Here is a 19,819-nt window from a genome sequence, read left to right on the forward strand (position 1 = left end):
CTCGCTTAGCTGAATTCGAGGCTCATGCGCACGAGATCGTCCCATAGACTTTCTGCAAAACCACGCAGAACGAGAAGCTCGAAACCATCATCCTCCATTCGCGTGACATGGGCAGCGATATGGCCAATGAGCGCCGTGGCCGACTGCCCGACGGGGAACGCGGCGTTCGACAGATCGATGGCCGTACCCTTGGCGAGGACATGGGCGGCCTGGGGCCCGCGCACGAGGATGCGCACGCGCCCATGGCTCTGGTCGATGACATCCGCCACCGGCCTCAGCTTTTCCGCGATTGCATCGAGATCCGCATAAGGCAGAGCCGTCGCACCCACGGCGAACCATTGGCCGACCGAGACGGAGCGAAGCGACAGGCCGGAGAGTGAAGCATCGCCGATAATCTCCGGCGAGCCGGTATCGGGACGCGCGAGGAGATGCAGGACCGTGCCCTCGGGAAGGGCTTCCAGACTGACACCGGTGCGCAGAACGGGCTTGCAATCGGCCAGGGCGGCGCGCTGCGTGACACGATAGGCTGACATCCAAATCCTCCCTCAATCAGGCGTGAAGCTTTTCATTGGCGGCATCGAAGGACACCGGATCGCAGATCCGGCCGGGCGTGAACTCGCCGCGCAGGCCGTTCCAGATCATAATTTCCTCGCCATGCCGTTCCGGCCCGCGGCGCACCAGCGCAAGGCCGATGGTAGAACCGACATGCGGTGAATAGCAGGTCGAGGTGACATAGCCTTGGTCGTTTTCCAGCGTGGGCGCGGCATTCTTGGCAAGGATGTGGGAACCAGTGCGGAAGCCCGCCGCGGGATCGAGCGGCACGATACCGACGAGCTGCGGCCGGTCCGGCGCATGCAGGCCCTCCCGCTCCAGCATCCGCTTGCCGATGAAGTCGGCCTTGGCGGCCGAGACCATGCGCGCGAAGCCGAGGTCCTTCGGCACCACCGTGCCGTTGATCTCGTTGTGGGTGACATGACCCTTCTCGATGCGCAGCACCGAGAGCGACTCGACGCCGTAAGGCTGGATGCCGTGTGCGGCGCCTGCCTGCATAATGGCGTCGGCAACGCTGTCGCCGTAGCCCGCCGGCACCGCCAGCTCATAGGCGAGCTCGCCGGAAAAGGAGATGCGGAACAGCCGTCCGCGTAGCTGCCCGCCGAAAAGCGAAACCTCGGCCGCGCCCAAGAACGGGAAGGCCTCGTTGGAAATATCCGTATCGACGATCGCCTGCAGGATCTGCCGCGACTTCGGGCCGGCAACGGCCATCTGCGCCCACTGGTCGGTGACGGAGGCGAGGCGCACGTCGAGATCGGGCCAGAGAGCCTGCGCACAGAACTCCAGATGGTTCATCACGCCGGCGGCATAGGCCGTCGTCGTCGTCATGAAGTATCGGTTTTCCTCCAGGCGGCTGGTCGTGCCGTCGTCATAGATCATGCCATCTTCGCGCAGCATGAGGCCATAACGCGCCTTGCCGACGGGCAGCTTGAGGAAGGCATTGCAATAGACGCGGTTGAGGAATTCAGCGGCATCCTTGCCGGTGATCTCGATCTTGCCGAGCATCGAGACGTCGCAGATGCCGGCATTCTTGCGGACGTTCAGGACTTCCCGGTCGACGCTTTCGCGCCAGGTCGTCTCGCCATCGCGCGGGAACCACGACGAGCGATACCACAGGCCGGTCTCGACGAATGTCGCGCCGTTCCGGCTTGCCCAGCCATGCAGCGGCGACTTGCGCACCGGCTGGAAATGCTTGCCGTGCGAAGGCCCGGTCAGCGCGCCGAACGAGACAGGCGTGTAGAAGGGGCGGAAGGTCGTCGTCCCTACTTCTGCGGGTGATACGCCGCGCGCTTGGGCCAGAAGCGCGATCGCATTGACATTCGACAGCTTGCCCTGGTCCGTCGCCATGCCGTTCGTCGTGTAGCGCTTGGCAAGTTCCACGTGACCGTAACCTTCGCGAACGGCAAGCCCGAGATCCTTGCGATGCACGTCGTTCTGATAATCGACGAAGGCCTTGCCGCGCACGCCGGGAATTGACCAGAGCGGCTTGGCGACTGCGCTCGGATCGTCGGCCACGGCCGGAACGGTCGTGCGCTTCGCGCTGTAGCCAAGAGCCTCGGCGCGCTCGGCGCCCTTGGCGAAACCATGCTGCAGGCAGGCGCCGAGCCCGTCGATATTGGCGGCAGCGCCGGTAAGTGTCAGGCCCTTGAGGTTGGACGGAGCCAGAAAAACGCTCGATGAGGCGTTCCATTCCGGCCTGCCGCCGCGATGGCAGGCAAGGCTGATGACAGGGTTGAAGCCGCCCGACATCGCTAGGGCATCGACGGCAAGCTTTTGCGTGCGTCCGGCGATCGTGACCGAAATCGACGACAGGCTCTTGCCGCCATGCGCATCCGACACCACGGCGCCCTTGATGATCTTCGCCGTGCCGGCATATCGGAAGCCAGCGCCTTCGGCCCTGCTGTCGATGATGACGACATCGCTCGCGCCGACGGCTTCGAGATCACGCGCCAGCGCATAGCCGCTGTCATTGGTCGTGAAGATCGCCACCTTCCTTCCGGGCGCGACAGCATAGCGGTTGAGATAGCTGCGCATGGCGCCCGCCATCATCACGCCGGGAATATCATTGCCGCCGAAGACGAGAGGCCGTTCCTCCGCACCGGTCGCCAGCAGCGCCTCCCTGGCGACGATGCGCCAGAGCCGCTCGACGGGAAGCCGCTCCAGAGGCGCCTGCACATGTTTCTGCACGCGTTCGACGGCACCGAAGACGTTGCCGTCGTACCAGCCGAAAACCGTGGTGCGCGGCATCACTGTGACGTTTGACAGCGAGGCGAGCTCCGCCAGCGCCGTCGCCACGAACTCCGTCGCACTTTCGTCACCGATACGGACCGTTTCCGACAACAGGCCGCCGCCGCAACGCGAATGCTCGTCGACGAGAATGACCCGCGCACCGGCGCGGCCGGCGGCAAGGGCAGCGGCAAGACCGGCCGCTCCCGCGCCGACGACGAGAAGGTCGCAGTGAATCCAAGCCTTTTCATAGCCGTCCGGATCCGCCTCGTAGCTTGCCCGCCCAAGACCGGCGGCGCGACGGATGAAGGGCTCGTACAGCTTCTCCCAGAGAGCTGCCGGCCACATGAAGGTCTTGTAGTAGAACCCCGCGCTGAGAAAGGGCGACAACAAGCTGTTGAAGGCGCCGATGTCGAAATCAAGCGACGGCCAGCGGTTTTGGCTACTCGCTTCCAGGCCGTCATAGAGTTCTTGCATGGTGGCCCGGGTGTTCGGCTCCGTGCGTCCACCCCGGCCGATCGTCATCAGCGCATTCGGCTCCGCGCTGCCCGCGGTGAGGATGCCGCGCGGACGATGATACTTGAAGCTGCGGCCGACAAGGAGACGACCGTTTGCAAGCAGCGCCGAGGCGAGGCTGTCACCCGAAAATCCGCTCAGCGCCTTGCCGTCGAAGGCGAAGGAAAGCGGTCTGGAACGGTCGATGAGACCGCCGGAAGAAAGACGAAAGGGCGTCATGGGATCACCTCGCCGCGATGGCCGGCGGCGTCACTGGTCGTGTAAATTTCATGGGTTGCGGTATCGCGCTCGATCACCAGCCAGCGGCGGCAACCGGATGTGTGATGCCAGTATTCGCGATAGGCGCCGCGCGGGTTGTCACGCAGATAGACGAAATCGAACCAGACCTCCTGGGACGCATCCGCGGCGGGGCGCGGCAACGCGGCGCCCTTGACGGTGAACTCTTCCTTCGGGCGTGGTCCGCAATGCGGGCAGGTGACGAGGCTGGCCATTTCGGTGTCCTTGGTCGGGCAAACTAGTGAAGGTTCGGCTGGGCGCCCTGGCCCTTCTCATCGATGAGATAGCCGCGCTCGAACCGGTCGAGACGCATCTGCCGGGTCGTGGCGTGCGAAACGTCTTTCGCGATGAGATGGGCAAAGCAGAAGCCGGAGGCAGGCGTCGCCTTGAAGCCGCCGTAGCACCAGCCGGCATTCAGATAGAGATTGTCGGTCGGCGTCTTGTCGATGATCGGCGTGCCGTCCATCGACATGTCCATGATGCCGCCCCAGGAGCGCAGCACGCGAATGCGCGACAGCGCGGGGATCATCGCCTTTCCGGCTTCCGCGACATGCTCGACGGTCGCGAGATTGCCGCGCTGGGCATAGGAATTGTAGCCGTCGATGTCGCCGCCGAAGACCAGCCCGCCCTTGTCTGACTGGGAAACGTAGAAATGGCCGGCACCGAAGGTCACGACGCAATCGACGAACGGCTTCAGCCCCTCAGAAACGAATGCTTGCAGGACATGGCTTTCGATCGGCAGCTTCATGTCCGCCATCTGGGCGACGCGCGAGGAATTGCCGGCCGCCGCAAGGCCGAGCTTGCCGCAACCGATGAAGCCGCGCGTCGTCTCGACGCCGGTGACGCGGCCGTTCTCACGGCGAATGCCCGTCACCTCGCAGTTCTGGATGATATCGACGCCGCGGCTATCGGCTCCGCGCGCATAGCCCCAGGCAACGCCGTCGTGGCGCACCGTGCCGCCGCGGCGCTGGATCAGGCCGCCCTGGATCGGGAAGCGGGCATTGTCGAAATCGAGGAAGGGCAGCATCGCCTTGATCGCCGCACGGTCGAGCAGTTCGGCATCCACCCCGTGCAGGCGCATCGCGTTGCCGCGCCGTGTATAGGCGTCGCGCTGGGCGTCGGAATGGTAGAGATTGACGACACCGCGCTGGGACACCATGGCGTTGAAATTGAAATCCTGCTCCAGCCCCTCCCAGAGCTTCATCGAAAATTCATAGAAGGGATTGTTGCCTTCGAGCAGGTAGTTCGAACGGATGATCGTCGTGTTGCGGCCGACATTGCCGGACCCGATATAGCCCTTTTCAAGCACGGCGACATTGGTGATGCCGAACTCCTTGGCAAGATAATAGGCCGTTGCCAGACCGTGACCACCACCGCCCACGATGATGACGTCATAGCGGGCTTTGGGTTGCGGGTCGCGCCAGGCGGGGCGCCAGGAACGATTGCCCGTCAGTCCGTTCAGGAGAATGGATAAAGCAGAATAGCGCATGGTCAGGCCTCGACGATCACAGGTCCGAGCCTAGTCGCCGTTTAGACGGCAGACTTTCAAAAATAGGACGCCATGATATAGATTTGGGCCATGACTGCGTTTGACACGAGAAAAACCCAGAGGATCGGATTTCTGCTCGTGCAGAATTTCGCCCTGATGTCCTATGCCTCCGCCGTGGAGCCCCTGCGGGCGGCAAATCTCATTGCCGGCCTCGATCTCTACAGCGCGCTACCCCTGTCTCTTCATGGCAGACCGGTTGCGAGTTCTTCAGGCCTGACCGTCGAATGCACGGAACTGACCGCGCTCGGCGAAACCTGCCACACGGTCTTCGTCTGCGCAGGCGGTAATCCCAAGGACTGGAGCACCGTCGAGGATGCCCATCCGGTCCTGCGGCGCCTTGCGCGAAAAGGCGTTCGCATCGGCGGCATATCGAGCGGCGCCTATGTTCTTGCGGCTGCGGGCCTGCTCGACAACCGCGACTTCACCATCCACTGGGAACATGCCGGCCTGTTGAAGGAGGCCTTTCCCGCCCTCGCACCACGCCAGGCCCGATACGTGATCGACGGCGACCGTGTCACCTGCGCCGGCGGCGTCGCGCCGCTCGATCTCATGCACGCCATGATCAGCGAACGTATGGGCGCGCATTTTTCCCGGCGCGTCAGCGACTGGTATCTGCATACGGCGGTGGCCGAACCCGGCGCTCCGCAGCGCGGGTCCCTGCCCGAACGGTTCGGCACGCACCATCCTGCGCTTCTGGCCGTCCTGGAGAAAATGGAAGCGACGATCGAAATGCCGCTCGATCGTGCAGCCATGGCAAAGCTTGCCGGCGTCAGTGTCCGTCATCTCGACCGCCTGTTTGCCGAGCATATGGCGGGCGGCTTCCTGGAAACCTACCGCAACATCCGTCTCGACCATGCCCGGCGCCTGCTGGAGCAAAGCCCGCTTTCCGTGGCGGAAATCGCCTTCGCCACGGGTTTTTCGGGGGCCGCGCATCTGTCGACCGCCTTCAAGACGCGGTTTGGCCAGACACCGACGGCGCTGCGCACGAGATTTTCCTACGAGTGAGCGATATTTTCCTGTAGGGAATGTTTTTACCATGAAGAGCGGGTGGGCCATGGCCAGCGGCAAGCAGATCTCCAAGAAGGCGCAGAACGCCCTTTCCCAGAACCCGCACGCGGTGCGCGAGCCGCGCGAGAAGAACCTTGAAATGGCGATCGGGCACGAGGTCCGGGCCTATCGCAAGAAGCTCGGCATTACCGGCGCCGATCTCGCCGCCGCGACCGGCATGTCGGTCGGCGCGCTCTCGAAGATAGAGAACGGCAACGTCTCGCCATCGCTGACAACCCTGCAGTCCCTCTCCAAGGCCCTTGGCGTCCCGCTCACGGCGTTCTTCCGGCGCTTCGAGGAACCGCGCAACGCGACCTTCGTCAAGGCGGGTGAGGGCGTGAAGATCGAGCGCCGCGGCACGCGCGCCGGCCACCAGTACAGCCTGCTCGGTCATATCGACAACAATTCGAGCGGCGTGACGGTGGAACCCTATCTCATCACGCTCACGGCCGAGTCGGACATCTTTCCGACCTTCCAGCACGAGGGCATGGAATTCCTCTACATGCTCGACGGCGTCGTGGTTTACCGCCATGGCGACCAACTGTTCAAGATGGAGGCGGGCGACAGCCTGTTCTTCGACGCGGATGCACCGCACGGCCCCCAGGAACTGGTGAAGCTTCCGGCGCGCTATCTCTCCATCATCAGCTATCCGAAACAGGGCAGCAGTCCCGGCTAAAGTTGCCTCACACGAAATTTTTATTCCTATCAGTTGATTGATCGAAAGCCCCATGGTAGCCATTTGTCACAGCGACAAATGGAGGCACCTATGTGTGGCATTGTTGGATTGTTCCTCAAAGACAAGAGCCTCGAACCGCAGCTCGGAACGCTGCTGTCCGACATGTTGATCACGATGACCGATCGCGGCCCGGATTCGGCCGGCATTGCGATTTACGGATCACCGGCTGACGGAAAAGCGAAGGTCACCCTGCAGTCGGCAAAGCCCGAGGTCGATTTCCGCGGGCTCGACAAGGATCTCGCCGCCGCCGGCATCGACGCCAGCGTGACCGTCAAGAGTACCCACGCCGTCGTCGAGATCGCCGCCGGCGCCATCGCGGCAACCCGCGCGGCCATCGCCTCGATCCGGCCGGATATCCGGGTCATGGGCTCGGGCGACAGCGTCGAGATCTACAAGGAAACCGGCCTTCCCAAGGATGTCGTGGCGCGCTTTGACGTGCGCTCGATGGGCGGCACGCACGGCATCGGCCATACCCGCATGGCCACCGAAAGCGCCGTGACGACGCTGGGCGCGCATCCGTTCTCGACGGGCGCCGACCAGTGCCTCGTCCACAACGGATCCCTGTCCAACCACAACAACCTGCGCCGCGAGCTCATCCGCGAAGGCATGACCTTCGAGACGCAGAACGACACCGAAGTGGCGGCCGCCTATCTCACGGCGGAGATGGCCAAGGGCAAGGATCTCGGTCAGGCGCTGGAAGGCGCGCTTGATGATCTCGACGGCTTCTTCACCTTCGTCGTCGGCACGAAATCCGGCTTCGGCGTCGTGCGCGACCCGATCGCCTGCAAGCCCGCCGTGATGGCCGAGACGGACCAGTATGTCGCCTTCGGCTCGGAGTATCGCGCGCTCGTCAACCTGCCGGGCATCGAGGATGCACGCGTCTGGGAGCCCGAGCCGTCGACCGTCTACTTCTGGGACCACGAAAAAGCTGCGTGACCGGCCAAACGAGAAAGCCCTGCAATGCCTGTATTTGACCTTTCCAAAACGCCCTTGCGCGAACTCAACAGCGCCCTCCATGCCCTTTCCAAGGGCGCCAACGACACCGCGATCGAGGTCGTCAATCCGCGCGGCAGCCATGCGGTTGCGGTCGGCATCGACAGTCCCGTCAGCGTCGAGGTCCGCGGTTCGGTCGGCTATTACTGCGCCGGCATGAACGACGGCGGCACCGTAACCGTCAAGGGTTCCGCCGGTCCCGGCGTCGCCGAGAACATGATGTCGGGCACCGTCGTCATCGAAGGCGACGCCAGCCAGTATGCCGGCGCCACCGGCCGCGGCGGCCTGCTCGTCATCAAGGGCAATGCCGCCTCGCGTTGCGGCATCTCGATGAAGGGCATCGATATCGTCGTGCATGGCAATATCGGCCACATGTCCGCCTTCATGGGGCAGTCCGGCCATCTCATTGTGCTCGGCGATGCCGGTGATGCGCTCGGGGACTCTCTCTACGAGGCGAAACTTTTCGTGCGCGGCACGGTCAAGAGCCTTGGCGCGGACTGCATCGAGAAGGAACTGCGGCCGGAACATCTGGAGAAGCTCGCCGAGCTTCTCGAAAAGGCCGGCGTCACCGGCGTCAAGCCGGAGGAGTTCAAGCGCTACGGCTCGGCCCGCACGCTCTACAATTTCAACATCGACAACGCTGACGCGTACTAAGGCAGGGACAGACCGATGAGCTATCACAACCCCTATACCCCGCCGCGCAAGTCAGCGACCTTTGACGACTATACGCTCGCTGAAATCCGCCGTGCGGCGGCGACCGGCATCTACGATATTCGCGGCGCCGGCACCAAGCGCAAGGTGCCGCATTTCGACGACCTTTTGTTCCTCGGGGCCTCGATCTCCCGCTATCCGCTCGAAGGCTATCGCGAGAAATGCGACACGACTGTCGTGCTCGGCTCGCGTTTTGCCAAAAAGCCGATCACGCTGAAGACACCGATCACCATTGCCGGCATGAGTTTTGGCGCGTTGTCCGGCAATGCCAAGGAGGCGCTCGGGCGCGGCGCGACGATCGCCGGCACCTCGACCACCACCGGCGACGGCGGCATGACGGACGAGGAGCGCGGCCATAGCCAGACGCTCGTCTACCAGTACCTGCCGTCGCGCTACGGCATGAACCCGAAGGACCTGCGTCGGGCGGACGCGATCGAGGTCGTCGTCGGCCAGGGCGCGAAACCGGGCGGCGGCGGCATGCTGCTCGGCCAGAAGATTTCCGACCGCGTCGCCAACATGCGCAACCTGCCGAAGGGCATCGACCAGCGCTCCGCCTGCCGCCACCCCGACTGGACCGGCCCGGACGACCTGGAAATCAAGATCCTCGAACTGCGCGAGATCACCGACTGGGAAAAGCCGATCTACGTGAAGGTCGGCGGTGCACGCCCCTATTATGACACCGCGCTTGCGGTCAAGGCCGGTGCCGATGTGGTCGTGCTCGACGGCATGCAAGGGGGCACCGCGGCAACGCAGGACGTCTTCATCGAGAATGTCGGCATGCCGACGCTCGCCTGCATCCGCCCGGCCGTCCAGGCGCTGCAGGATCTCGGCATGCACCGCAAGGTGCAACTGATCATCTCGGGCGGCATCCGGTCCGGCGCCGACGTCGCCAAGGCCCTGGCGCTCGGCGCCGATGCGGTCGCCATCGGCACGGCGGCGCTGGTTGCCATCGGCGACAACGATCCGCACTGGGAAGACGAATACCAGAAGCTCGGCACTACCGCCGGCGCCTACGACGACTGGCACGAGGGCAAGGACCCCGCCGGCATCACCACGCAGGACCCTGAACTCGCCAAGCGGCTTGATCCGGTCGCCGCCGGCCGCCGCCTTGCCAACTATCTCAAGGTGATGACGCTGGAAGCGCAAACCATCGCGCGCGCCTGCGGCAAGAACCATCTGCACAACCTGGAGCCGGAAGACCTCGTGGCGCTGACCATCGAGGCGTCCGCCATGGCGCAGGTGCCGCTCGCCGGCACCAGCTGGATCCCCGGCAAGGGAGGCTTCTGACGTAAAATGCCACGCCGGCCGCCGCCTGAAACTCCCAAGCCGGGCAGCGGCCGTTTCCATGAAAAAGTGTCTGATAAATCCAAAAGGGGAACACAGTGACACTCGATCTTGCCACCTACGCCAAGGACCGCGGCGTGAAATATTTCATGATCAGCTATACCGATCTCTTCGGCAGCCAGCGGGCCAAGCTCGTGCCGGCCGAAGCTATCGCCGACATGCAACAAGAGGGCGCGGGCTTCGCCGGTTTTGCGACCTGGCTCGACCTGACACCCGCCCATCCCGATCTCTTCGCCGTACCGGATCCGTCGTCGGTCATCCAGCTACCCTGGAAGAAGGACGTTGCATGGGTTGCAGCCGATTGCGTGATGGACGGCGAGCCGGTCGAGCAGGCGCCGCGTGTCGTGCTCAAGAGGCTCGTTGCGGAAGCCGCCGAGGCAGGTCTTCGCGTCAAGACCGGTGTGGAACCCGAGTTCTTTCTGATTTCACCCGACGGATCGATGATTTCCGACGAATTCGATACCGCCGAAAAACCCTGCTATGACCAGCAAGCGGTGATGCGGCGCTACGACGTCATCGCCGAGATCTGCGGTTATATGCTGGAGCTCGGCTGGAAGCCCTACCAGAACGACCACGAGGATGCGAACGGCCAGTTCGAGATGAACTGGGAATATGACGACGTGCTCCAGACCGCCGACAAACATTCCTTCTTCAAGTTCATGGTTAAGTCGGTCGCCGAAAAGCACGGCCTTCGCGCGACGTTCATGCCCAAACCGTTTCAGGGCAAGACCGGCAACGGATGCCACGCTCATATTTCCGTCTGGGATCTCGATGGCAAAGTGAATGCCTTTGCCGACAAGGCCATGCCGTTCGGGCTGTCGGCCAAAGGAAAGACCTTCCTCGGCGGCATCATGAAACATGCCTCGGCGCTGGCGGCGATCACCAATCCGACCGTCAACTCCTACAAACGCATCAACGCACCACGCACGATTTCCGGCGCGACCTGGGCGCCGAACACCGTCACCTGGACCGGTAACAACCGCACGCATATGGTGCGCGTGCCCGGCCCCGGACGTTTCGAGCTGCGCCTGCCGGACGGGGCGGTAAACCCCTATCTCCTCCAGGCGATCATCATTGCTGCTGGCCTATCCGGCCTCCGTTCCAACGCCGATCCGGGGCCGCACCACGACATAGACATGTACCGTGACGGCCACACGGTCACGAATGCACCGAAGCTGCCGCTTAATCTGCTCGACGCTCTGCGCGAATACGAAAAGGACGAGGCGTTGCAGGCCGCACTCGGCACCGCGTTTTCCGCCGCCTACCTCAAGCTGAAGACGAGCGAGTGGAATACCTATTGTGCCCAATTCACGAGTTGGGAACACGCAACAACGCTCGATATCTAGTCCCCGTACCACCCTTGTGGCCGCTTTCCCCGCGTCGACTGGCGCGGGGATCTTTCACTCATCGTGAGGAGATCCGATTTGACGACCTTCGTCCTGACTGTCACCTGCCCGTCCACGCGCGGCATCGTAGCCGCGATTTCCGGTTTCCTAGCGGATATGGCGTGCAATATCGTCGACAGCTCACAGTTCGACGATCTCAACTCGGGCCGTTTCTTCATGCGGATCTCCTTCCTTTCGGAGGAGGGAAAAACGGAAGAGGACTTGCGCGAGGCACTGAAGCCGATTGTCGATCGGTTCTCGATGGAAACGGAGCTTTACAATCAGGAAACGCGCATGAAGGTGCTCCTGATGGTTTCCCGTTTCGGCCATTGCCTCAACGATCTCCTCTATCGCTCACGGATCGGTGCCCTGCCCATCGATCTCGTCGGCGTGGTCTCCAACCATCTCGATTACCAGAAAGTGGTGGTCAATCAGGACATTCCCTTCCACCATATTCCCGTGACGAAGGAGAACAAGCCGCAGGCGGAAGCAAGGATCATGGACATCGTGGAGTCGACCGGCACGGAACTCGTCGTGCTGGCGCGCTACATGCAAGTCCTGTCCGATCAGATGTGCCAGCGCATGTCGGGCCGGATCATCAACATCCACCACTCGTTCCTGCCGAGCTTCAAGGGCGCCAATCCCTACAAGCAGGCCTATCAGCGCGGCGTGAAGCTGATCGGTGCAACCGCGCATTATGTGACGGCGGATCTCGACGAAGGTCCGATCATCGAACAGGACACCGTGCGCGTCACCCACGCCCAGTCCGCGGAGGACTATGTATCGCTCGGACGCGACGTGGAGGCACAGGTCCTTGCCCGCGCCGTCCATGCCCACATCCATCACCGCGTGCTCTTGAACGGCAGCCGCACCGTCGTCTTCCCGCCGAGTCCGGGAAGTTTCGCGTCCGAGCGCATGGGCTGACTGTCAGGCCATGCGCAAGCGCGCGCGCCTGTAGGCCTCCGGTATGGACAAGGCCCACACGAACAGGCCGCCGGCATGGCGGCCTATGAAGGAATGTTCCGGCGTCGTCGTGAGATAGGACAGGATCGCGAACATCAGCACGAAAAGCGCAAAACAGAGGCCGCGGCGGGTTTCGCCCAGGAGCACGTGACCGCCGCCGGGCAAGAGTACGGCGGCCGCGAGTACGGAATACGGGTTGATGGCCTTGCGCATGTTCGTTCCTTCAGCCTGCCTGGCGAATTGTGCTGCCTGAGGCAAGCTCACGCAGATCGACGGCGACGCCAAGCGCCTTTTGCAGGCCGGACACCGCAATCGCCTGGATCGAGAACCGCGCCTGCCGCAACAGGAGATGCGATGCCGGCTCGCCCTGCGCGGCCTGAACGACGATCCTGACAAAATCGGCGTCGACGACCAGTTCCTTGACCGTCTTGTCGGCGGTGAAGCCGACGATACCGCGTCGCAATCCCTCCCAGCAGGCATCCTCCGACCCGGCATTGCCGCGCATGAGGGCTGGCACGTCCGATGGCGGCGGGGCGATCCAGTCCGTGAAATCATGCACGACGGAGTAGAACTCGGCGCCCGTCGGCCGTGCAAGAAGGCCAAGCGACGGCAGCGCGGGCAGATCCTGGAAGAGCGTCACGCGCAGCCACAATTGAGGAAGCCGGCGCGTGATCAGCGTGTCCGTGATCACCTCCAGCTTGACCGGCGTGCCGTCTGCCATGCGGCCGAGCACGATCGGGTGCCCGTCGGCCGCATGGGTGAAGCGCGCGTCGTCCAGAAGATCGCCCACCTGGTCGAGCAGGCCCCGTCTTTGCGTCATGCTCTTGCGTTGCTCCCGGCTTGCCACCCAGAGCACGCAAAAGCATCCGATGCACAGGATCACGATTGTCTGCCAGACCATGGAAGCCGCCTCCTGCTCAGCCTCAGTAGCCGTTCGGGCGCGGCCACGGCATGGTGAACTGATCCCCTCTGCGCACGAAGCGGTATCGGCGGAAATGGAACCAGAGGGAGGCGACGATGTAGAAGCCGATCATCGCGATAAGCTGCGTACCGTAGCCGAGGAACACCGCGAAATAGGCCGTCGAGCAGAGCAGGAACAGCACGATCGTCGGCAGCGGATGCAGCGGATGGACATAACCACGCTTGATGCTGCCCAGCGGCCATTTCTTGCGGAACATGACCATGTTGAACGTCATGAACGTGTATCCCAGCAGACCGGACAGGATCGAGAACGTCACGACCTGGTCGAGCGGCGCGCCAAGCGCGAAGATCAGCGCGATCGGGACGAGGAAGACGATCGAGCGGTAGGGCGTGCGATAGCGCGGATGGACGGCGCCGAACCAGATCGGCAGGTAGCGGTCGCGTCCCATCGAGAACCAGGCGCGGGACGCATCATTGATGCAGCCGTTCGCCGACGCAAGCGTCGAGAACATCGTGCCGATGAAGAGCAGCACCATGAGGCCGCTATTGCCCGTGACGCGTGCCGCGTCGAACAGCGGCGTACCGGCCTGGCCGAGATATTCCCAGGGAATGAGGCCGGAGCAGACATACCAGGTCATGGTCGCGGCGATCAGCAGCGTCATGATCCCGGCCATGGTGCCATAGGGCAGCGAACGCGCCGGCGAGCGCACTTCCTCGGCCGCCTGGCAGGTGCCTTCGATACCGAGATAGAACCAGAGGCCGAAATGCAGGGCGGCAACGATGCCCACCCAGCCGTAAGGCAGGGGATCCGTCGTCACGGCCGAGAAATCGAGCGGCACCTGCGAGCCGCCGAACTGGACGACCAGGAACAGAGCGACGATCGCAAGGAAGGCGATGGCGGTGATAACGAGATTGAACGTCAAGGTCGCCAGAACGCCCCGGTAGTTCAACCAGGCAAGGAACATGATGGACAGCACGATGAAGGGCTGCTGGCTGAGCCCGCTATGCCCCTGCAGGCCGGCAACCGTATCGAGAAGGAAGCCGATCGTAATGGCATTGCCGGCCTCGAGCATCGTATAGGCCATGACGAGAAAGAGGCCGACATTGAAGGCCATGAGCGGCCCGACGATATGCTTGGCCTGCGCATACTGGCCGCCTGCCGCGGCAACCGTCGACGTCACCTCCGAATCGATCATGGCGACGCAGGTATAGAGAAGGCCGGCGACCCAGCAGGCGACCAGGCCGGCAATCATGCCGCCTTTGCCCACCGAAAAGTTCCAGCCCATATATTCACCAACGAGAACGATGCCCACGCCGAGCGCCCAGATATGGGCAGGGCCGAGAACGCGGAGCAGCTGCAGTCTTTCCGGTTGCCCGGCCGTCGCTGGAGATTTCGACATGCGCTTGTCCCTTTTAGATGACGTGCCGCTCTGCGGTGGCCTCGATTTCACCCTCGCGGGAGGATGTCAGCAGGTCGTTGTCGTAGGTAGTGTCGACGCGCGCCATATCGTAGAGCATGGCGATCGCGAACACGGCCGAGAGCGCCCAGGCGGCATATTCCAGGATGTTCCAGAGATCCATGTGCTCACCTTTTTCCGTTCGGGCCGAAGCGCTCGTCGATCACCTCGCGATACTCCTTGTCGGAAAGCCTCACGACGAGGAGGAAGTAGCCGATGACCAGCACCGCCATCACGATGAGCGCCGACCAGCTGAACGAATAGTCGAAGCGGGCCGTGATCATCTCGTTCACGCTGGCCGGATCGGTGTAGCCGAGGGCCGCCCATTGGGCCTGCTCGCCGGCATTCTGGCCGAGCGCTTCCCATGTCGGGTTCTCGATGGGCGCCGGCGTCTTCGCCGCACCCGCGAGGCCGAGATAGAGGGGAACGTAAAGGGCACCGACGGTCAGGACGAGAAGCGTCAGAACGTCGAAGATCTGCCCGGCGAGACCCTGTTGCGGCGGTTTATAGGCCATGATTAGCTCCTTCCCGGCGGCGGGCGCGCATTTCATCGAGGTGCCTTAGGTCCAGCCCGTAGATGAATTCCCTATCTTCGACATAGTGGCGAAGCATGGCGATAATGGCCGCGGAATTGAAAAGCAGAACCAGCGCGCAGAAGATCGAAAGGATGATGCGGATGGCCGGGATCGAAATGAAGGGCCATACCGTGAAAAGGGCAAACAACATCGTACACCAGAGCACGACGATAAAAGAAATAAGGCCGGCACGATCCCGCGCGTGCATTTTGTCGATGCGGCGGGAAAGGTGTATATCCACACCTTCGCTATGCGACACCATGCGCTCTCCTCCCCAGAAGAAATTGCCCCCCAGGCAACTTAGTTTCGCAGTGGGAATATGAACGGTTGCCGCGAGATGTCAAGCAAACCCGCGCTATTTTGCCGCACCAATCGTCAAAGCGTCATCCACGAGGCAATCACCAAAGCCATGGTGCCGGAACCTGGGGATCAGGCGCAGGGACCACCGGATGCGACGGCGCCAACAATGGCTGGCCCGGCGCGGGAGAGCGCAGGTCACGGCGGCTTGGCGGTCGGGTCAGAAATGGCACAGTCGCTCGAAAGCCATTTCTGGATATGAACCATGACAGAACCAGCGTTGTCGCGCTGCCACGGAGTTGACGCAAGACCTGGAACACGTGGAGCAGGCTGCCCGACCTCGATCGGCAGATCCCGGGCACCTTCGAACGTGTGGAGGTCCGGTGTGAAAGCCGGGACGGCACCTGCGGTCCCCCTCCGATTCCCAAGATGGCGCAGAGCCTGCAAAGCTCTATGTCGGTCTTCTGAGTTATCTCAAGTTCATCTGCCAGCTGATTGATAATTTTCGTGAACTCGCGATCTGGTCCAAATAGATCGCGACCATCTCTCGCACAACGGCGGGTAGGACCCTGGCCTCGTCGGCTAAGGCTTCCTCCAGCACTCTCACGCTTGCCGGCTTCAGATCGGAACGGTGGCCAGAATGAAATCGCGATAGGCCGGCTCGTTTGGAACCAATGGCCGACTTCATCTGAATGCGCACTCTGCCGGACCAGACATTGGTGGGCGCGGAAAGCGACGGCACAACCCTTCGTGGCGGCGCTTTTCCTGAAGAACCGCATGGATGGCCGTGGCGCCGCCTTCACGATCGCTTCGGCGTCTTAGCGGTCGTTCTCTGACGCTTGACCAAGGGTTTCACCTAGACGGCCGGAACCAACCGGACTCGTGCCCGTGTGCTGCGTCACTCGACCCCAATGATGCGACGTCGTGCACGCGTCCATAGCAACCACGCAAGCCTGCTAATCAGTCAGCAATACGATCAACGGCGACTTTGACAAGGCGCAATTGAAACCCGGCCGTGCAAACTTGGAAGTTACCCTTCACCGGGTCGATTGTCGGCATGCTCATCTCAGTCATGAATGTACCCTCCGATTGGTTCTGAACCGTCATGACCGCTGGGTGGGGCATCCACCGCCTCCGTTCAAATTGTGCGACAAGTAGCCATGGATGAAACGACCCAAGGCCTTGCTTATGCGCATCAAAACTCCTCCCAATCAGACGAAAGAGCAGCGTTGCCTTGGAACGAGGCATACAGTTTGGCTGAGAGCTGACGCGCCGGCGATGGAGCAGGACGTGATGTGGCCGCGACTCTGAGGCCTGTCCGGAAGCGCAAGCTGATCGACGGGATGCTGTTGGACTGGGGCATATCGATCCGACGGGCCTGCAAGGTCCTGAGGTTCGACACGTCGACCTACCACTACAAGTCCCGCCGCACCGGACAGGCCCACTCGAAAGACGCATCAAGGAGATTTGCGAGACACGCGTGCGGTATGGCTACCGGCGGGTCCATGTTCACTTGCGCCGCGATGGTGGGAAGATCAACATGAAGAACACACGCAGGATTACAGTGAGTTAGGCCTTCAGCTGCGTAACAAGCACCCCAAGCGCCAGGAAGGCAAAGCTCCGGGAAAATCGTCAGGAAGCCGCCGGCCCGAACGACGTCTGGGCGATGGACTTCGTCCACGACCTGCTCGCGACCGGCAAGAAGCTACGCATCCTCGCCGTGGTCGACACGCACTCGCGCTATTGCCCCGCAGCCGACGTCCGCTTCACCTACAGAGGCGAGCATGTGGTCCAGACCCTGGAGGGCATCTGCCGGAAGACCGGCTATCCGAAGACGATCAGGGTGGACAACGGCAGTGGGGGCTCAGGTCAAGGGTCAGCGCGTACCACCGAATTGGTCCCAGTTATTCGCTTCTCGTACCAAAGGTCGCTCGATCAAATAATTAATGTCGCCGATTGGCCTTTGGTCAATTTCTCGACCGAACCGATGTCCTGAATGAACCGCATCTGCGATTGTGCCTGGCGCATAGCAGTCGCCGACCGCATGGACGGTGAAGTTCAGCCGGTTGTCTGCAACTGTCTTTCGCAAATCACGAAGTAGACCGTCGTTCGGTGAGCGTAGACAGATCATTACCACCGTCGTGGCAGGCAACCGGATTTCTTTCCCGGTGTAGATGCAATGGGCTTCTACCTCGTCGGTGCCGACCTCGACTAGACGTCTAGCCGTGACGAGCTTCACACCCAAGCTGAGCAAAGCTTGGTGGACGACCTCGCGCTCGGACGTATATTTAAGTAACGGAGAGGGTTCTGGATCGGGGGTAAGGATCGTAACCTCCAGACCTTGCTTGGAGAGCTTTTCAGCGATAACTCCTCCTAGATAGTAGCCTTCATCATCATAGATAACAACCGGCCCTGTAATCGTCTGGCCCGCAAGGACGTCATCGGGAGTGATGACGTGTCCCTGGTCCCAACCCTTGACCGGAAAACGGTTTGCCTTGCCGATTCCGTCCCGGTCCCACCTTGCTCCAGTTGCGATGAGTATTGTTGAAAAGTCAAAATCGCCTACATCGGAACATTGAATTTCACTTCCGAGGTAGACATCGATATTTGGAAACTTGTTGATCTGACCGATTCGATAATCTGCTACGCGCCGATACGTTGATAAACCTGGTAGTGTCGATTCGAGCACCGATCGACCTCCAAGGAAAGTGTTTCTCTCAGAGAGCGCAACAGAATAGCCGCGCCGTCCAAGTGTTAGAGCCGCCTCAAGTCCTGCTGGACCCCCGCCAACAACAAGCACGCGTGCATCAGACCCCTTTCCCGGAACGCGTTCGGGATGCCAACCTCGCCGCCATTCTTCCCCCGTTGTTGGATTTTGCGTGCAACGGATCCCACCACCCATGTATTGCATGGACAGGCACGTATTGCAGCCTATGCATTCACGAATATCGTCGATACGACCTTCTTCAATCTTTTTCGGGAGAAAGGGATCTGCAATCGACGGGCGTGCCGCTCCGATCAGATCGACCAAACCCTTCTTGATGAGCGACACCATCCGATCTGGTGACGTATAACGCCCGACGGCAACCACGGGCTTAGATGTTACTTGTTTCACAAAGGCGGTAAACGGTTCCTGCCATCCCTCATCGGCGAATCGCGCGGTCATTACATCGAGATTGATGTTCTGAATGTTAACGTCCCAAAGGTCAGGCAGTTCGGCCAGCATTTCGACGACCCGTCGACCGTCTCCACTGCAGGTGTAGCCCGCATCGCCAAGGCCCTCATCAACACCAAAGCGGACCGCAACTGCACAGTCGGATCCAATTTCTTCTTTGGTATCCTCAATCAACTCACGCAACAGTCGGGCGCGATTGGCAATAACTCCACCGTATTCATCGGTTCGCCGATTGACACGTTCCGTGATAAAATCGCCGGGCAATCCCATCATGTGGCTCGCGTAGACGTACACGATGTCGAATCCGATTTCGCGTGCGCGCCGGGCAGCAGCGCGATGCCATCTTCTAACGTCGCTAATATCCTGCTTATCCATCTGCCGGACGACAGCCGGTACATCCATTGCAGGCCTGGGTGAGGCAGACATCGGGCGCTCTCGGGACATTCGGTTTCCGGCAAGCGCACCCTGATGGGTCAACTCGCACCCTGCAAGCGCCCCGTGCTTTTGAACCGCCTATACCATAAGCCGAAGTCCGGGCTTATCATCATCCGACCAAAGCCGCTCACCACCGCTCGGGGATGAATCCGAGGAAGGATGGATCATACACAATTCAGTGTTTACGACACCCCAACCGCCCTCTGCTTTGATTTCTCTGAACTTTGCTGTCGCGTGCGGAGAAAAAGTACCAAGCGCTGTACAGTGCGGAACTTGGTAGAAACGATTTTTTGTCGTCTTAGGTCCAATTTTTACGGGCTCAAAGAGTACGTCGTATCGCGGATCACGTGCCATGCAACCTCCCACGGTTTGCCGCTCAAATCAGCTGCATAAAACCCCACCGTTGCCGCGTGCATTAATAGGATCTGTCTGCAAATGAAGCCCGTCCCAGACGAGACAGGTATTTGAATGCCCCACCGCTTGACGCACCCTGCCCCGTGTAGTTGGCGCCATCACGGCTGACGCCAACTACACGCGTCCTCTAAGGTGAAGAGGACGCCCCGGCTGATGGAGATCACCACTCGATGGTAGGACACTCAATCGAGGTGGAGCCTTCGCTGTTGTCGAAGCAGCTGCGCCACCAGCCTAGCAATGTTGCGAT

At 61.6% G+C, this 19,819-nt stretch carries 18 protein-coding genes and 2 pseudogenes; 8 read left to right on the forward strand and 12 right to left on the reverse strand.

Annotated elements, in window-relative coordinates; translation table 11 throughout:
* Window positions 1-5: 5 nt before the first annotated feature.
* From V8U06_RS22355 to V8U06_RS22370, 4 genes are read right to left on the reverse strand one after another with little or no spacing between them, the layout of a single operon-like run.
* Complete coding sequence (locus V8U06_RS22355) at window positions 6-533, reverse strand: sarcosine oxidase subunit gamma family protein (RefSeq protein ID WP_243016894.1); 528 nt, start codon at window positions 531-533, stop codon at window positions 6-8.
* Between the two features lie 16 nt (window positions 534-549).
* Window positions 550-3,513 carry a sarcosine oxidase subunit alpha family protein gene (locus V8U06_RS22360; protein WP_427142561.1) on the reverse strand — a complete coding sequence of 988 codons (2,964 nt, stop codon included), beginning with the start codon at window positions 3,511-3,513 and terminating at the stop codon, window positions 550-552.
* Entirely contained in the window at window positions 3,510-3,785 is a 276-nt protein-coding gene (locus V8U06_RS22365; RefSeq protein ID WP_427142562.1) for a sarcosine oxidase subunit delta, read from the reverse strand. The genes V8U06_RS22360 and V8U06_RS22365 overlap by 4 nt, the downstream gene beginning before the upstream one ends.
* 23 nt (window positions 3,786-3,808) lie before the next feature.
* Window positions 3,809-5,059: a sarcosine oxidase subunit beta family protein gene (locus V8U06_RS22370; protein ID WP_427142563.1), complete on the reverse strand. Its 1,251-nt coding sequence runs from the start codon at window positions 5,057-5,059 to the stop codon at window positions 3,809-3,811.
* A gap of 90 nt (window positions 5,060-5,149) precedes the next feature.
* Here V8U06_RS22370 and V8U06_RS22375 point away from each other — a divergent pair, with 90 nt between their 5' ends.
* The 7 genes from V8U06_RS22375 to purU all read left to right on the forward strand — a co-directional run bounded on the left by V8U06_RS22375 (window position 5,150) and on the right by purU (window position 12,259).
* The gene (locus V8U06_RS22375; protein ID WP_427142564.1) at window positions 5,150-6,124 is read left to right on the forward strand and encodes a GlxA family transcriptional regulator; all 975 of its coding nucleotides are present in this window, start codon (window positions 5,150-5,152) and stop codon (window positions 6,122-6,124) included.
* Between the two features lie 49 nt (window positions 6,125-6,173).
* The gene (locus V8U06_RS22380; protein WP_036568532.1) at window positions 6,174-6,842 is read left to right on the forward strand and encodes a helix-turn-helix domain-containing protein; all 669 of its coding nucleotides are present in this window, start codon (window positions 6,174-6,176) and stop codon (window positions 6,840-6,842) included.
* Window positions 6,843-6,932: 90 nt separating this feature from the next.
* Window positions 6,933-7,838 (forward strand): class II glutamine amidotransferase, encoded by a 906-nt coding sequence (locus V8U06_RS22385; RefSeq protein ID WP_024900023.1) that lies wholly within the window; start codon window positions 6,933-6,935, stop codon window positions 7,836-7,838.
* A gap of 24 nt (window positions 7,839-7,862) precedes the next feature.
* Window positions 7,863-8,549: a protein GlxC gene (locus V8U06_RS22390; protein WP_427142565.1), complete on the forward strand. Its 687-nt coding sequence runs from the start codon at window positions 7,863-7,865 to the stop codon at window positions 8,547-8,549.
* Between the two features lie 15 nt (window positions 8,550-8,564).
* Entirely contained in the window at window positions 8,565-9,893 is a 1,329-nt protein-coding gene (locus V8U06_RS22395) for an FMN-binding glutamate synthase family protein (RefSeq protein WP_427142566.1), read from the forward strand.
* A gap of 95 nt (window positions 9,894-9,988) precedes the next feature.
* Complete coding sequence (gene glnT, locus V8U06_RS22400) at window positions 9,989-11,296, forward strand: type III glutamate--ammonia ligase (RefSeq protein WP_427142567.1); 1,308 nt, start codon at window positions 9,989-9,991, stop codon at window positions 11,294-11,296.
* 78 nt (window positions 11,297-11,374) lie between these two features.
* Entirely contained in the window at window positions 11,375-12,259 is an 885-nt protein-coding gene (gene purU / locus V8U06_RS22405; RefSeq protein ID WP_427142568.1) for a formyltetrahydrofolate deformylase, read from the forward strand.
* Between the two features lie 3 nt (window positions 12,260-12,262).
* Here purU and V8U06_RS22410 read toward each other — a convergent pair whose 3' ends face one another.
* The 6 genes from V8U06_RS22410 to V8U06_RS22435 are packed head-to-tail and all read right to left on the reverse strand — an operon-like array spanning window position 12,263 to window position 15,513.
* Window positions 12,263-12,511, reverse strand: coding sequence for a hypothetical protein (locus V8U06_RS22410; protein WP_243016902.1), 249 nt, complete (start codon window positions 12,509-12,511; stop codon window positions 12,263-12,265).
* Window positions 12,512-12,521: 10 nt separating this feature from the next.
* Window positions 12,522-13,199, reverse strand: a complete 678-nt coding sequence (locus V8U06_RS22415) for a hypothetical protein (RefSeq protein WP_427142569.1) — start codon at window positions 13,197-13,199, stop codon at window positions 12,522-12,524.
* Window positions 13,200-13,221: 22 nt separating this feature from the next.
* The gene (locus V8U06_RS22420; RefSeq protein WP_024899959.1) at window positions 13,222-14,619 is read right to left on the reverse strand and encodes an APC family permease; all 1,398 of its coding nucleotides are present in this window, start codon (window positions 14,617-14,619) and stop codon (window positions 13,222-13,224) included.
* Between the two features lie 13 nt (window positions 14,620-14,632).
* Window positions 14,633-14,800: a hypothetical protein gene (locus V8U06_RS22425; RefSeq protein WP_024899960.1), complete on the reverse strand. Its 168-nt coding sequence runs from the start codon at window positions 14,798-14,800 to the stop codon at window positions 14,633-14,635.
* Window positions 14,801-14,804: 4 nt separating this feature from the next.
* Window positions 14,805-15,191 carry a hypothetical protein gene (locus V8U06_RS22430; RefSeq protein WP_243016904.1) on the reverse strand — a complete coding sequence of 129 codons (387 nt, stop codon included), beginning with the start codon at window positions 15,189-15,191 and terminating at the stop codon, window positions 14,805-14,807.
* Entirely contained in the window at window positions 15,181-15,513 is a 333-nt protein-coding gene (locus tag V8U06_RS22435; RefSeq protein WP_427142570.1) for a hypothetical protein, read from the reverse strand. The genes V8U06_RS22430 and V8U06_RS22435 overlap by 11 nt, the downstream gene beginning before the upstream one ends.
* Window positions 15,514-16,855: 1,342 nt before the next feature.
* Here V8U06_RS22435 and V8U06_RS22440 point away from each other — a divergent pair.
* Window positions 16,856-17,406 (forward strand): annotated as a pseudogene (locus V8U06_RS22440) (DDE-type integrase/transposase/recombinase); the annotation flags it as partial.
* An 18-nt stretch (window positions 17,407-17,424) separates the two neighbouring features.
* Here the strand turns inward: V8U06_RS22440 and V8U06_RS22445 are convergent.
* On the reverse strand, window positions 17,425-18,459 hold the full coding sequence (locus tag V8U06_RS22445; RefSeq protein ID WP_427142585.1) for an FAD-dependent oxidoreductase: 1,035 nt from the start codon (window positions 18,457-18,459) through the stop codon (window positions 17,425-17,427).
* Between the two features lie 51 nt (window positions 18,460-18,510).
* A pseudogene (locus tag V8U06_RS22450) lies at window positions 18,511-19,512 on the reverse strand (NADH:flavin oxidoreductase); the annotation flags it as partial.
* Window positions 19,513-19,819 lie beyond the last annotated feature (307 nt).

The organism is Shinella sp. G-2, from assembly GCF_050172695.1.
In the GTDB taxonomy this organism is placed as follows: Bacteria; Pseudomonadota; Alphaproteobacteria; order Rhizobiales; family Rhizobiaceae; genus Shinella.

Excerpts from the sequence above, each read along its gene's own strand:
- V8U06_RS22445 (WP_427142585.1), bottom strand. The coding sequence starts at position 18,459 with ATGCAATACATGGGTGGTGGGATCCGTTGCACGCAAAATCCAACAACG.
- V8U06_RS22365 (WP_427142562.1), bottom strand. The coding sequence starts at position 3,785 with ATGGCCAGCCTCGTCACCTGCCCGCATTGCGGACCACGCCCGAAGGAA.
- V8U06_RS22435 (WP_427142570.1), bottom strand. The coding sequence starts at position 15,513 with ATGGTGTCGCATAGCGAAGGTGTGGATATACACCTTTCCCGCCGCATC.
- V8U06_RS22395 (WP_427142566.1), top strand. The coding sequence starts at position 8,565 with ATGAGCTATCACAACCCCTATACCCCGCCGCGCAAGTCAGCGACCTTT.
- V8U06_RS22380 (WP_036568532.1), top strand. The coding sequence starts at position 6,174 with ATGGCCAGCGGCAAGCAGATCTCCAAGAAGGCGCAGAACGCCCTTTCC.
- V8U06_RS22415 (WP_427142569.1), bottom strand. The coding sequence starts at position 13,199 with ATGGTCTGGCAGACAATCGTGATCCTGTGCATCGGATGCTTTTGCGTG.
- V8U06_RS22370 (WP_427142563.1), bottom strand. The coding sequence starts at position 5,059 with ATGCGCTATTCTGCTTTATCCATTCTCCTGAACGGACTGACGGGCAAT.
- V8U06_RS22390 (WP_427142565.1), top strand. The coding sequence starts at position 7,863 with ATGCCTGTATTTGACCTTTCCAAAACGCCCTTGCGCGAACTCAACAGC.
- V8U06_RS22410 (WP_243016902.1), bottom strand. The coding sequence starts at position 12,511 with ATGCGCAAGGCCATCAACCCGTATTCCGTACTCGCGGCCGCCGTACTC.
- V8U06_RS22430 (WP_243016904.1), bottom strand. The coding sequence starts at position 15,191 with ATGGCCTATAAACCGCCGCAACAGGGTCTCGCCGGGCAGATCTTCGAC.
- V8U06_RS22355 (WP_243016894.1), bottom strand. The coding sequence starts at position 533 with ATGTCAGCCTATCGTGTCACGCAGCGCGCCGCCCTGGCCGATTGCAAG.
- V8U06_RS22385 (WP_024900023.1), top strand. The coding sequence starts at position 6,933 with ATGTGTGGCATTGTTGGATTGTTCCTCAAAGACAAGAGCCTCGAACCG.
- V8U06_RS22425 (WP_024899960.1), bottom strand. The coding sequence starts at position 14,800 with ATGGATCTCTGGAACATCCTGGAATATGCCGCCTGGGCGCTCTCGGCC.
- V8U06_RS22360 (WP_427142561.1), bottom strand. The coding sequence starts at position 3,513 with ATGACGCCCTTTCGTCTTTCTTCCGGCGGTCTCATCGACCGTTCCAGA.
- V8U06_RS22375 (WP_427142564.1), top strand. The coding sequence starts at position 5,150 with ATGACTGCGTTTGACACGAGAAAAACCCAGAGGATCGGATTTCTGCTC.
- V8U06_RS22420 (WP_024899959.1), bottom strand. The coding sequence starts at position 14,619 with ATGTCGAAATCTCCAGCGACGGCCGGGCAACCGGAAAGACTGCAGCTG.